This window comes from Metabacillus sp. RB-C-LZQ-3-1 (assembly GCF_058315175.1).
On the sequence record NZ_JBZFLI010000003.1, the window covers coordinates 202,334 to 215,674 of the forward strand.

At 36.0% G+C, this 13,341-nt stretch carries 10 protein-coding genes and 1 other annotated feature; of the genes, 9 read left to right on the forward strand and 1 reads right to left on the reverse strand.

Going from position 1 to position 13,341, the window contains the following annotated elements:
- Positions 1-15: 15 nt before the first annotated feature.
- The 6 genes from AC4GZ8_RS06465 (at position 16) to AC4GZ8_RS06490 (ending at position 8,809) form a co-directional block, all read left to right on the forward strand.
- Entirely contained in the window at positions 16-1,107 is a 1,092-nt protein-coding gene (locus AC4GZ8_RS06465; protein WP_491080998.1) for a Gfo/Idh/MocA family protein, read from the forward strand.
- 262 nt (positions 1,108-1,369) lie between these two features.
- Positions 1,370-1,882, forward strand: coding sequence for a MarR family winged helix-turn-helix transcriptional regulator (locus tag AC4GZ8_RS06470; RefSeq protein ID WP_491081201.1), 513 nt, complete (start codon positions 1,370-1,372; stop codon positions 1,880-1,882).
- Positions 1,883-1,897: 15 nt separating this feature from the next.
- Positions 1,898-2,123 (forward strand) — a binding site (T-box leader).
- A gap of 43 nt (positions 2,124-2,166) precedes the next feature.
- Positions 2,167-3,414, forward strand: a complete 1,248-nt coding sequence (tyrS, locus tag AC4GZ8_RS06475; protein WP_491080999.1) for a tyrosine--tRNA ligase — start codon at positions 2,167-2,169, stop codon at positions 3,412-3,414.
- A gap of 1,045 nt (positions 3,415-4,459) precedes the next feature.
- The gene (locus AC4GZ8_RS06480; RefSeq protein ID WP_491081000.1) at positions 4,460-4,609 is read left to right on the forward strand and encodes a hypothetical protein; all 150 of its coding nucleotides are present in this window, start codon (positions 4,460-4,462) and stop codon (positions 4,607-4,609) included.
- An 866-nt stretch (positions 4,610-5,475) separates the two neighbouring features.
- Positions 5,476-6,966: a glycerol kinase GlpK gene (glpK, locus tag AC4GZ8_RS06485; RefSeq protein ID WP_491081001.1), complete on the forward strand. Its 1,491-nt coding sequence runs from the start codon at positions 5,476-5,478 to the stop codon at positions 6,964-6,966.
- A 160-nt stretch (positions 6,967-7,126) separates the two neighbouring features.
- Positions 7,127-8,809: a glycerol-3-phosphate dehydrogenase/oxidase gene (locus AC4GZ8_RS06490; RefSeq protein ID WP_491081002.1), complete on the forward strand. Its 1,683-nt coding sequence runs from the start codon at positions 7,127-7,129 to the stop codon at positions 8,807-8,809.
- Positions 8,810-8,909: 100 nt separating this feature from the next.
- On the opposite strand, the gene AC4GZ8_RS06495 is transcribed toward AC4GZ8_RS06490, so the two are convergent.
- Positions 8,910-9,908: a LacI family DNA-binding transcriptional regulator gene (locus AC4GZ8_RS06495; protein WP_491081003.1), complete on the reverse strand. Its 999-nt coding sequence runs from the start codon at positions 9,906-9,908 to the stop codon at positions 8,910-8,912.
- A gap of 384 nt (positions 9,909-10,292) precedes the next feature.
- Here AC4GZ8_RS06495 and AC4GZ8_RS06500 point away from each other — a divergent pair, with 384 nt between their 5' ends.
- The 3 genes from AC4GZ8_RS06500 (at position 10,293) to AC4GZ8_RS06510 (ending at position 13,224) form a co-directional block, all read left to right on the forward strand.
- A complete protein-coding gene (locus tag AC4GZ8_RS06500) occupies positions 10,293-11,324 on the forward strand; it encodes a TRAP transporter substrate-binding protein (RefSeq protein WP_491081004.1) in 1,032 nt (343 codons plus the stop codon).
- 85 nt (positions 11,325-11,409) lie between these two features.
- Positions 11,410-11,883 (forward strand): TRAP transporter small permease, encoded by a 474-nt coding sequence (locus AC4GZ8_RS06505; RefSeq protein WP_491081005.1) that lies wholly within the window; start codon positions 11,410-11,412, stop codon positions 11,881-11,883.
- Between the two features lie 45 nt (positions 11,884-11,928).
- On the forward strand, positions 11,929-13,224 hold the full coding sequence (locus AC4GZ8_RS06510) for a TRAP transporter large permease (RefSeq protein ID WP_491081006.1): 1,296 nt from the start codon (positions 11,929-11,931) through the stop codon (positions 13,222-13,224).
- The last annotated feature ends 117 nt before the right edge of the window (positions 13,225-13,341 follow it).

A 13,341-nucleotide genomic window follows, 5' to 3' on the forward strand; every position in this document is an offset into this window, starting at 1 on the left:
GGAGGAGAATGATTAATGTCAAAGGATGGTATGAACTATGCTCCGAAAGGAAAACCAAATCCTGTCGTGGAAAAAGGAGAATTTCAGTTTGCAGCAGCCTGTCTTGATCATGGACATATTTATGGAATGTGTAATGGGTTAGTAGAAGCAGGTGCCACTCTGAAATGGGTTTATGATCCTGACCCTCAAAAAGTAGCTCAGTTTGTTAAAGTATTTCCAGAAGTCATGCCTGCTGAGTCTCTAGATCAAATATTATTTGATCCGAAAATTAAGCTTGTAGCAGGAGCTGCGATTCCTTCTAAACGCAGTGAGCTAGGAATTCAAGTGATGAAATCAGGTAAGGATTATTTTACAGATAAGGCACCTTTTACGTCGATGAAACAATTAGAGGAAGCAAAGGAAGCGGTAAAACAAACCGGACAGAAGTACATGGTGTATTATAGTGAGCGTCTCCATGTTGAAGGAGCTGTTTTTGCTGGGGAGCTAATTGAGAGCGGTGCCATCGGTCGAGTTATTCAAGTTACTGGATTTGGCCCACATCGTTTAAATGCACCGAGCAGACCGGACTGGTTTTTTCAGAAAGAGCAATACGGTGGTATCTTATGTGATATAGGAAGCCATCAGATTGAACAATTTTTATTTTATGCTGGCTGTAAGGATGCAGAAGTATTGCATAGTAAAATAGCAAACTATCATCATGGAGATTATCCTGAGTTAGATGATTATGGAGATGCAACACTTGTTGGAGATAATGGTGCAACGAATTATTTCCGTGTTGATTGGTTTACACCTGACGGGTTAAGTACATGGGGAGACGGAAGAACCTTTATTATTGGAACGGAAGGAACGATTGAAATTCGCAAATACGTTGATCTTGCAAGAGACAAAAAGGGAGATCACGTCTACTTAGTTAATAAAGACGGAGAACAGTATTTTAATGTATCTGGCAAAGTAGGTTTTCCGTTCTTTGGACAATTAATCCTGGATTGTATGAACCGAGCAGAAACAGCGATGACCCAAGCTCATGCCTTTAAAGCTGCTGAATTATGTCTGCGTGCACAAGAGCAAGCCATTGTCATCTCAGAGAATACCATTCAGGTAAATTAAGTGAAAAGTAGTTGAAAACAACCTCCCATAAAATAAGTATGGGAGGTGTTATTTTATATAATTTAAAAGAGGTAACTTCTTAAGTGGTTCATAGAGTTAAATAATCTGCTCCAAGGACAATACTTATACTTTAGCTGCAAAGTTTGCGAAAACAGCCCTATAGAAAAAATGAAATTTTCCATTCCATTCTATTGCATATCCATTCATTTTCCTTTAAAATCATTTCATAGCTAACGATTATCAAAAAAGTAGGTGGGCTATTATTCATATCTATAATGGTGATGGAGAATTACTCCCAGAAGAAGTAGATACAATCAGTCAATTGACAAAGTTACCATTGGATTCACTTAATTTAGAAGCCATAGCAGTTGTAACGAATATATATAGGGCAACACAAGGGTTAAGGAATAAAATGGAGCAAGAGGTACTCGCAGAATATGGTCTTTCTTGGACTTCCTTTTCTATCCTGTATGATCTGTGGATATGGGACTCACTCGAAACAAAAAAACTGGCAGAATCAGCTGGTGTGTCAAAAGCCACAATAAGTAATATAACAAACACATTAGAACGAAAAGAGCTTTGCTACCGTAAAGTTGATGAAAAAGATCGAAGAAATACCTTTGTTTTATTGACCGAAAAAGGCAAGCAAGTGATAGAGGAGCTGTATCCGCGTTTTCATGAAGGTGAAGTTGGCATTGTTTCTGGTTTAGAAGTATCAGAACAAGTAACGCTTGCAAAACTACTTAGAAAAGTCATAAGAGATAATGGGTTCTAACAAAAAATGAAATATTAATAAGTGATGATAGGAAAAGAAGTAGTAGCTATCTCCATGTAAACAGAGAGTCGATGGGTGGTGTGAATCGATACATAGATAGCACGAATTACACTCCTTGAGCTTTCTTTGTTGCAGTAATTTGCAGCAAAGAACGGTTGAAAGCCGTTAACTATTGAGCGGAAGAATCATGATTCTTCAATAAGGGTGGTACCGCGTGCAAAAGTTAAACCACGTCCCTTTTTAGGGATGTGGTTTTTTATATTTTTTACTAGGAGGAGTTAAAGATGGGGGAAATAAATATGAAATTAACTGAAGAACAATTATTAGAAGTAAAAAGGCAACTTGAACTATACAGTCAAGGTGTACAGGAGATTATCCCGACTGAAGAATTAGAAGCTAAAATTGCAAAATCAATTGTTGAGAATCGTCCCTTAAAAATCAAATTAGGGTTAGATCCATCAGCTCCAGATGTTCACCTTGGTCATACCGTTGTCTTAAATAAAATGAGACAATTCCAAGAAAATGGCCATATTATTCAGCTCATTATTGGTGATTTTACAGGGAAAATTGGTGATCCAACTGGAAAATCTATTGCTAGAAAACAGCTAACAGATGAAGAAGTAAAGCACAATGCGAAAACATACTTTGACCAATTTGCAAAGGTTATCGATATGGAAAAGGTTGAATTGCACTACAATTCTAAATGGTTATCTAAAATGAATTTCGAGGATGTGATTCAATTAGCCGGAAAAATAACGGTTGCAAGACTTTTAGAAAGAGATGATTTTGAGGAAAGAATCGCTTTTAATAAGCCAATATCATTGCACGAATTCTTTTACCCATTAATGCAAGGATACGATTCCGTTGTTTTAGAAAATGACATTGAACTAGGTGGGACTGACCAGCATTTTAATATTTTAATGGGAAGACATTTCCAAGAAAAGTTTGGAAAAGAAAAGCAAGTCGCCCTATTAATGCCATTGTTAGAGGGGCTAGACGGTGTTGAGAAAATGTCTAAATCGAAGAACAACTACATTGGGATTGATGAAAGCCCTCAAGAAATGTATGGAAAGGTGATGTCAATTCCAGATGAATTAATGAGTAAATACTTTGAGCTAGTGACTGATTTTACACCAGACATGATCAAAAAAATAAAGGAAGAGGTACAGAACAGTATTTTACATCCAAGAGATGCAAAAATGCTGCTTGCTAAAACGATTGTTCGAATGTACCACGGAGATGAAGCAGCAGAAAAGGCAGAAAGTCATTTCGTTTCTGTCTTCCAAAAAGGAACGATGCCCGATGAGATTCCAGTTGTTATTTGGGAAGGGGAAAAGAAATTACCTATCTTAGATCTACTTGTTGAATTAAAATTACTAAGCTCTAAAAGTGAAGCTCGAAGAATGATTGGTAATAGTGGAGTGAAGCTTGATGGAGAAAAAGTAGTAGATCCGCAATTACAAGTCTCAATTACAGGTGAATTAATTGTACAAGTGGGAAAAAGAAAGTTTATAAAAATAAAAACGAATTAAGTAAATGAATGATCACCTTAAAAAAATGCAACCCGAATGTTAGTTGTCTCTATCATTCGGGTTGCATTTCATTTAATGGTGATAAACTTCGAGGTTCTCTGCGATTACTATAAAACATATTTTTATGTACACAATACAATGTTTCATAATTAATAAAAACCTATATTGATATTGTGAATGGGTGTTTACGATTTTTAAAAAGGTCTCCAAACCATTATTACTGATGATTTGTATTTTCAATATGTTTTTTAAGTAATAATTTTGCACCATCAGTGTCATCACTTGCTATAGCCTCTATAATTTATTGTGCGGGTTGGTTAATGATCAGTTTGGCTTGCCAGTCGGTGACGGAGTAGCGATTGATCCGGGAAAGAAATAAACATTTAAAATAAAAGATATCATTGCAGGAAATGCAAGGGTGTAATACTTTTGAATTAATCAAAGAAGTAAATGCAGAATGAATTTTATTAAAAAAGGAAGGTGCCAAACTGGAAAGAGAAATTGATATACAACAAAAAGTAACCATTTACAAAAAAAGGAGGCGAAATTAAAAAGCCTCTATAGACTAATTGTAAAAAGATAAGTATTTATACCTTCTTGCATTACCAGGAACTATGTATTTCCTAGTATTTAAATACGTACCAATGTTGGGAATTGCGATTGCCTTTCAGGATTATCCACCTCATCTGGGGGTTGCAGAGAGTTGTGGGTTGGTTTTAAACACTTTCAACTTGTTTGCCCGGACTTCTTGTTAATTTTTCGAAATACGTTAGCGATTAGCGTTCTAAACTTACTATTGTTTTTTCCATTGCCTGCAATTAAAAATGTAATCTTAATTCTACTCATATTAACTCAGGCGGCAGCAAGGATGAGGAAGGAAGAGTAAAAGAAAAATCAATCATGGTTATGCCAATGTTTGGATTCCTATACCCTTTTGTATTTTTTATTGATATGTCGTTATTGTAGAAAATTACCATTCATCGTTATAACCAGTTTGGAGATAATGTTACAGAAATAACAATAACTTTAATAAAAGGGGTATAGTATGAAAGAGAAGCAATTTCAGGATGATTTAGATCAATACAAGATGCCGGATGCTGTAAAAAATGCTAAAAAAGGAAAGTATATGGTTGGATACGAAGCATCAACCGGTAACAAAACCTCACCAGACCATGAGGTAGGAAAGAAAATTTAAGTAGAAAAACACCGAAAGTGATAAGAAAGCGTTCTGTTTATCAAGGTTGTTGCTATCAAAACTTTTTTTTCTAGTTTTCTAAAGGGATTAGGTCGTCATCGCCGTAATGAAGACCATTTTCTTTGGTTTTCCAAAGGGATTAGGTCGTCATCGCCGTAATGAAGACCATTTTCTTTGGTTTTCTAAAGGGATGGGTCATCATCGTCGTAATGAAGATCATTTTCTTTGGTTTTCCAAAGGGATTAGGTCGTCATCGCCGTAATGAAGACTATTTTCTTTGGTTTTCTAAAGGGATTAGGTCATCATCGCCGTAATGAAGACCATTTTCTTTGGTTTTCCAAGAGGATTAGGTCATCATCGCCGTAATGAAGACCACTTTCTCTGTTTTTCCAAAGGGACTATGTCATCATCCCCCTATGCCGCGATTTTTTAAAGCTTTAATAAAACCAATCACTATGTCTAATCGTTCGTCATTCGGCGATTATATTAAGGAAAGCACCTAAAAACGGAACTCTCCAGAAGTGATCGGTGTTATTTTAAATTTTAAAACCATTTGACATCGTTTCCATAATCGGGATATAATTTAATACAAGTTAATGAGTGTGACGGAGATTAGGAGATTCACAGACAAATGCCAAACATAGGGTGTTTTCTGTCGAATCTTCTTTTTTTGTACTATCAGAAAACATAAGATTTTATGGATGATAGTAGAAAAACAAAGGCTTTTGCCATTTGGACTTGCACTCATAGAGTATAAGCCATTCTATGCAAGCAAAATACTCTTGCTAAGTAATGCTATAGCGATAAGTCAAGTTTTTCTAAAAATAACAATTACACTGGCAGCTTTTATTGTAGGAGGACTATAGATGGAAACATACATTTTATCATTAGATCAAGGGACAACTAGTTCAAGAGCCATTATTTTTAATAGAAAAGGTGAGATTGTCCATATTGCCCAAAAAGAATTTACTCAATATTTTCCGCATGCCGGATGGGTTGAACATAATGCAAATGAGATCTGGGGATCTGTTCTTGCTGTCATTGCAACTGTTTTATCAGAAACAAATATCAGCGCTGAACAAATTGTTGGAATTGGAATTACGAACCAACGAGAAACAACGGTCGTGTGGGATAAAGAGACAGGTGCTCCTGTTTATAATGCCATTGTTTGGCAGTCAAGGCAGACTAGTGATATTTGTGAAGAGCTGAAGCAAGAAGGATATGAAAATACGATTCGTAAAAAAACTGGTTTATTAATTGATCCTTATTTCTCAGGTACAAAAGTAAAATGGATATTAGACAATGTTGACGGGGCAAGGAGCAAGGCTGAAGAGGGAAAATTGTTGTTTGGAACAATTGACACATGGCTTATTTGGAAGCTTTCCGGTGGTAAAGCGCATGTTACTGATTATAGTAATGCTTCCAGAACGATGATGTTTAATATACATGAGCTGAAATGGGATGAAGAATTATTAAAAATCTTAAATATCCCAGCTTCGATGTTACCAGAAGTGAGATCATCTTCTGAAATTTATGCTCATACGGTTGGATATCATTTCTTTGGTGAGGAAGTTCCAATTGCAGGAGCAGCGGGTGATCAGCAAGCTGCCATGTTTGGACAAGCTTGCTTTGAAAAAGGGATGGGGAAAAGCACCTATGGAACAGGATGCTTTATGCTAATGAACACTGGTGAAAAAGCAGTTGAATCTGAGCATGGTTTATTAACGACTATTGCTTGGGGAATAAATGGAAAAGTTGAGTATGCACTTGAAGGAAGTATTTTTATTGCAGGTGCTGCCATTCAATGGCTTAAAGACGGAATGAGAATGTTGAATCAAGCTAGTGATAGTGAAAAATATGCAAAAAGAGTAGACTCAACAGACGGTGTTTATGTAGTTCCAGCCTTCGTTGGCCTTGGTACACCTTATTGGGATAGTGAGGTACGAGGGGCTGTTTTTGGTTTAACTCGCGGAACGAGCAAAGAGCATTTTATACGTGCAACGATTGAATCACTTGCTTATCAAACAAAAGATGTATTATCTGTAATGGAGATTGACTCAGGGATCAAGCTAAAAACACTTCGAGTCGACGGCGGGGCAGTCAAGAATAACTTCTTATTAGAATTCCAAAGTGACATATTAGACGTTCAAGTGGAAAGACCAGTGATTAATGAAACTACGGCACTTGGAGCAGCATACCTTGCTGGATTAGCTGTTGGATATTGGGAAAGTCAGAAGGAAATTGAGTCACAGTGGGCTATTGATCAACAATTCGAGCCTAATATGACGAAAGATAAACGTGATCAGCTATATGATGGCTGGAAAAAGGCGGTTCATGCAGCTATGGCATTTAAATGATTATATTTTAAATTTGCTATACCCAAATTGAACGAAATTTGGTATAATACAGATAAGTTAATAAACGGTATTGAGAAACGGAGAGACCACGACACATTATCTATTTTTGGATAATGCTGTTCGTGGTCTCTTTTTTTACGTATATAAGGAGGAAAAACATATGTTAACCAATTTGAAGCGAAACAGTATGATCTCTGACTTATCAGGGAATTCATTTGATTTATTAGTCATTGGCGGGGGGATTACAGGAGCAGGAATCGCTCTTGATGCGACAACAAGAGGTATGAATACAGCATTAGTTGAAATGCAGGACTTCGCAGCAGGTACATCTAGTCGTTCTACAAAGTTAGTACACGGAGGATTAAGGTATTTAAAGCAGTTAGATTTTAAGGTAGTTGCAGAAGTCGGAAAGGAAAGAGCCATCGTATATGAAAATGGCCCGCATGTTACAACACCAGAGTGGATGCTGCTTCCGTTTTATGAAGGAGGAACTTTTGGGAAATTTATGACTTCTATTGGACTAAGAGTGTATGACTTCTTAGCAGGAGTGAAAAAAAGCGAACGTAGAGTTATGTTTAATGTAGAAGAAACGCTGAAACGAGAACCATTAATTAAAAAAGATGGTTTAAAGGGCGGAGGATACTATGTTGAATATCGTACAGATGATGCAAGGTTAACAATAGAAGTGTTAAAGGCTGCAGTTGAGAAAGGAACAAAGGCGATAAATTATGCCAAAGTCCAGGATTTTCTATATGAAAACGGCAAGGTAGTTGGAGTCATTGTTGAAGACCAGTTAACAGGTGAAACGTTTGAAGTAAGAGCAAAAAAAGTCATTAATGCAACTGGTCCATGGGTAGACGGGTTAAGGGAAAAAGATGGATCTAAAAAAGGGAAAGGCTTGATCTTATCAAAAGGTGTTCATATCGTTATTGATCAGTCTCGCTTTCCGTTAAAACAAGCCATTTATTTTGATACAAAAGAGGACAAAAGGATGATATTCGCGATCCCGCGAAATGGAAAAACTTACGTAGGGACAACAGATACATTTTATCATGATGATCCCGTGTCTCCGGAAATTACTCAAGGGGATGTTGATTACATTATTGATGCAATTAATTTTATGTTCCCTGAAGTAAAGGCTACGAGAAATGATGTGGAATCATCTTGGGCTGGAGTTCGTCCGCTTATCCTGGAAGAAGGGAAAGATCCTTCAGAGATCTCACGTAAGGATGAAATTTGGGAATCTGAATCAGGCTTGATTACAATTGCTGGTGGAAAACTAACAGGATATCGAAAAATGGCTGAAACAATTGTGAATGTTGTTGCACAGAAATTCCAATCAGAAGAAGGCAGAACTTTTAAAGGATGCCAAACATTGAAACTTCCTATTTCTGGAGGAGATGTTGGAGGTTCAAAAAATTACGCAAAGTTTGTCCAAGATACAGCAGGAAAAGGAGTAGAAGCAGGGTTATCGAAAGAAGATGCTATTCATCTTGCTTCATTTTATGGGTCAAATGCTCCGGTTGTATTTGGATTGCTAAATGAAAAGAAAGAAGAAGCGAAAAAGTATGACATTCCATTAGTTATTTTTGCTAAGTTACTTTATGCAATTGAATATGAGATGGCAGCTACCCCAGTAGATTTTTACTTTAGAAGAACCGGAAGTCTCTTGTTTGATATTGATTCCGTTAGAAAATGGAAATTTAATGTATGCGAATATATGGGAGCCCAATTTGGTTGGTCTGACATCGAAAAACATCGGTTTATAGCTGAACTTGAGGTTGCGATAGAAGCTGCAACTGGTCAGAACTCTAGCACATCAGATATACCAATTTTGAATTAAGTTCGAGGAAAAATAAAAATAAAAAGAGAAGATTCCTGATTATGCAGGAATCTTCTTAAAAGATATATATGTCATTAAAGACAGATTTACAAAGTTGTGTTTATTGTTCTAATGGTAATTTACCAGCTCTGGCACAGGAAGTTCTTTCATTAATTTTAGGTATTAACGTTTGACTAAGTGGAACTGAATCCGGTTCTTTAATATAATTTAACAACGTTTGCACCATATTTTGAGCAATTTCTTCAACAGGAACTCCGACGCTTGTTAATGGAACCTCTAAATTTTCCATTTGAGGAATATTATCATAGCTAATAACTGACATATCCTTAGGTAGAATATAATTCGCCTGTCTTAAAGCGCGGACAATTCCGGCACTAATATCATAACTCGTTCCGATAATTGCTGTAGGTTGAAATGGTGAGCTTAAAAGGCGATTCGTTGCCATATAACCATCATACCAATCAAGTCCACCGGTATTGACCAAGTTTTGACTGCTAATTTTTAAACCGAATTTTTCCATTGCTTGCTGGAATCCATAATATTTTTCGACCTGTCTTTCATCGATAAAAGAAAAGTCTCCAAGAAAAGCAATGTTTTCATGGCCAAGATGATGTAAGTATTCTACAGCAGTATGCATGGCTTCCTTATAATTTACATCAATAACAGGGATAGACTTATTTCTATTAACACCATAGGACACAACAGGCATTGGAAATGTTTTTGGCATTTCAAAGTTATCTCTATTAAATATGATGACTCCATCTACTTGGAATCGTTTAAACATTTCAATTGATTCCTCAATTGAGTTAATGGAGAGGATCATTGAATAGTTATGTTTACTAATTTCTTCATTAATTTTTGTTATTAAAGTAGAAGGGGCAACTCGCTCTAATGTTGGCCAAATTAAACCAATAACTTTTGATTGTTTGGAGACAAGTCTTTGAGCCGCATAATTTGGTTCATAACCCATCTCTTTTGCTAATTTTATAATCTTATTCTTTGTTTCCTGTTTTACAAGCGGGCTATCATTTAGAGCTTTAGAAACAGTTGAATAACTAACGCCAACTTGTTTTGCAATATCCTTTATCGTTATTGTCATGAGAATTCACCAACTAAACATTTATTTTTATATTCGAATAACAACGTTTGATAACGTTGTTAATAATAATCACGTATTTAAAATATATATTCATATTTTTACAGGTCAAAAGAGAAATGTCAAACGCTTTCAATGGTATTTTCATAAATTTTTTGTCGAAAACTACTTGAAAAAAGGGCTTTCATCATGTAGGATAGGAAATGTAATAACAACGTTGTTATATTTGTTGGAACAGGAATGGAAACCCTTTATCATTAAATAATGAAAACGTTTTTTGAAGTTAAAGGTCATTCCTTCATAACAAATATTTTTTTGAGTAGTGTTGAAAGGGATTACAGTTAGAATATTTTAAAACATTAAACAAAAGCTAGGGGGAAATATCTTATGAAAATGAAAAAAATATTTTCAATTGCTGCAACTAGTATTCTATCTTTATCATTATTAGCTGCATGTGGATCAAATAGTGCTGGAGGAAATAATGCAGAAGGCGGTAGTGAAAAAGCAGTTTCTTTACGATTAGCACACAATCAGCCGGAAGATCATCCAGTTCATACATCATTAGTGGAGTTTTCAAAACTAAGTGAAGAAAACTCAGAAGGAAATGTTAAGGTTGAAGTTTTTCCAAATGGACAGCTTGGTCAAGAGCGTGATGTAATTGAGCTTGTAAAATCAGGAACACTTGATATGGCAAAGGTAAGTGCGAGTGCATTGGAAGCGTTTGATTCAAACTATGCTATTTTCTCACTTCCATATGTATTCCAAAGCAAAGAGCATTACCATGAAGTAATGGATAATAGTGAAGCTGTTCAAGAAATTTTCCAAGGAACAAAAGATCAAGGCTTCGTTGCTATCGGCTGGTATGATGCAGGTCAGCGCAGTATTTACACAGCTGACAAACAAGTAGAATCTCCTGCTGATATGAAAGGTTTAAAAATTCGTGTACAAGAAAGCCCAACATCTATCTCAATGATTGAAGCAATGGGTGGAGCGCCAACGCCTATGTCTTATGGCGAGGTTTATACGTCTCTTCAACAAGGAGTAATTGACGGTGCAGAAAATAATGAGACAGCTTTAACGAATAGTAAACATGGTGAGGTTGCTAAGGCGTATACCTATACTGAACACCAATATGTACCTGATGTGCTGATTGTAAGCACTAACATGTGGGATAAATTATCAGAAGATCAGCAAAAAGCAATTCAAGATGCAGCAACAGCTTCATCTGAAAGTCACAAAGATGTATGGAATAAAGCAGTTGAAGAATCTATTAAAGCTTCAGAAGAAATGGGAGTAACGTTCTATACAATAGATAAACAGGCATTTATTGATGCAGCAGCACCACTTCATGAGACATTTAAAGCAGAAAATGAAACCAATGCAAAATACTTCGATGACTTCCAAAGCCATCTAAAATAAGTGATAGGAATATTAGGCCTCTATTTTCTGATTGGTTCATTTCAGAAAGAGAGGCCTAAAAAATATGAGAGAAGGTGACGATCCTATGAGAAAAATAGTGGATAGGGTTACAGCGTTTTTAACATGCTCCTTAATGATCGTTATGGTCTTAATTGCTTGTTGGCAAGTGTTTACTCGTTTCGTTCTAAATTCTCCTAGTACTGTATCAGAGGAGTTTTTACGATATTCTCTTATTTGGCTGACAATGGTTGGTTCAGCCTATGCGTACGGAAGAAAGAAACATTTAGCAGTTATTTTTGTTGCTAGAAAAATACCTGCAAAATATCAAGTGTTTGTGCAATTACTCGTTGAGGCAATTGTCTTGGTGTTTATTGCAGTGATCCTTCTTTTTGGTGGAACAAAAGCTTACCAAAATGCAGTAGGTCAGGTTTCATCAGCATTAGGAATGCCAATGGAGTATTTATATTTGAGTCTAATCGTTTCGGGGATTTTATTTCTATTTTACTTAATACTCCATGTAAAGGAGTATTTCACAAAACAAAAGCCAATTTCAGATTGATTAATTTTTAACTCTAGGGGTATCTAGAATAAAGGAGTGAGCATTATGGCATTACAGGCGGGACTTGTTTTAGTTGTTGTATTTATTCTCATGCTTGTTCTAAGTGTGCCTATCTCGGTTAGTATTGTGATTGCTTCTATGGTTACGATTCTTACCATTTTGCCAATGGATATGGCAATCTTTACAGCATCACAAAAAATTGTAACTGGACTTGATAGTTTTACGTTGTTAGCTGTACCGTTTTTTATTCTTTCAGGGATCTTGATGAATAATGGCGGTATTGCTGAGCGTCTCATAAATTTTGCAAAGGTGCTTGTTGGAAAAATGCCAGGCTCTTTAGCTCATGCAAATGTACTTGGTAATATGCTTTTTGGCTCTCTTTCTGGTTCATCTGTTGCAGCTGCTGCAGCAATTGGCGGTACAATGGGGCCGTTACAAAAGAAAGAAGGCTATGATCCAAAATTTTCAGCTGCAGTGAATATTGCTTCTGCACCAACAGGATTAATTATTCCACCAAGTGGAGCCTTGATTCTTTATTCACTAGTTAGTGGAGGAACGTCTGTAGCTGCTTTATTTATTGCAGGTTATTTACCAGGGATTTTATGGGGATTAGCTTGTATTGTTGTTGGTTTTATTATTGCCAAACGCAGAAAGTATCCTGTTTCAGAAAGAGTACCTTTTAAAGTAGCACTTAAGACGTTTTTCGATGCTATCCCAAGCTTAATGTTGATTGTTATCGTGATCGGCGGGATTTTAGGCGGGATTTTTACCGCCACTGAAGCTGCTGCAGTAGCTGTAGCATATACATTTATTTTGGCAATGATTTATCGTACGGTTAAATTATCAGATTTACCTAGAATAATTATGGAAACAGTGGAGATTACCTCTGTCATTATGCTTCTTGTAGCTGCTTCATCTATTATGTCATGGGTAATGGCTTTCACAGGTATTCCAACTGCGATTAGTGAAATGATAATGGGGATTTCAGATAATCCAATTATTATTCTTCTCATTATCAATATATTCTTGTTAATTATTGGAACATTCATGGATATTACTCCAGCTGTTCTTATCTTTACACCAATCTTTTTACCGATTGTAACGAGTTTTGGAATGGATCCGATTCATTTTGGAATTATGCTAATTTTGAATTTAAGTATTGGTAATATTACACCTCCAGTTGGAAGTGCTCTATTTGTTGGTGCAAGTGTTGCTAATTTAGATTTAGAAGATGTGATAAAGCCGCTAATTCCATTTTATATTTGTATAATTATTGTCTTGCTTCTGGTTACGTATATACCAGAAATCAGTATGGTTCTGCCAAGAATGCTCGGTTATTAAAAGTAGAGATGCAGGTTAGTAACCTGCTATCTGCTTTGTATAAAAATTTTATGGATAATAGTAAAAGAAAAACTAGGGCTTTCGCCAAGTTTTTCTAAAAATAAATGACGAAACTCT

Coding starts and splice junctions, on each gene's coding strand:
- AC4GZ8_RS06465 (WP_491080998.1), top strand. CDS start 16: ATGTCAAAGGATGGTATGAACTATGCTCCGAAAGGAAAACCAAATCCT.
- tyrS (WP_491080999.1), top strand. CDS start 2,167: ATGGGGGAAATAAATATGAAATTAACTGAAGAACAATTATTAGAAGTA.
- AC4GZ8_RS06480 (WP_491081000.1), top strand. CDS start 4,460: ATGAAAGAGAAGCAATTTCAGGATGATTTAGATCAATACAAGATGCCG.
- glpK (WP_491081001.1), top strand. CDS start 5,476: ATGGAAACATACATTTTATCATTAGATCAAGGGACAACTAGTTCAAGA.
- AC4GZ8_RS06490 (WP_491081002.1), top strand. CDS start 7,127: ATGTTAACCAATTTGAAGCGAAACAGTATGATCTCTGACTTATCAGGG.
- AC4GZ8_RS06495 (WP_491081003.1), bottom strand. CDS start 9,908: ATGACAATAACGATAAAGGATATTGCAAAACAAGTTGGCGTTAGTTAT.
- AC4GZ8_RS06500 (WP_491081004.1), top strand. CDS start 10,293: ATGAAAATGAAAAAAATATTTTCAATTGCTGCAACTAGTATTCTATCT.
- AC4GZ8_RS06505 (WP_491081005.1), top strand. CDS start 11,410: ATGAGAAAAATAGTGGATAGGGTTACAGCGTTTTTAACATGCTCCTTA.
- AC4GZ8_RS06510 (WP_491081006.1), top strand. CDS start 11,929: ATGGCATTACAGGCGGGACTTGTTTTAGTTGTTGTATTTATTCTCATG.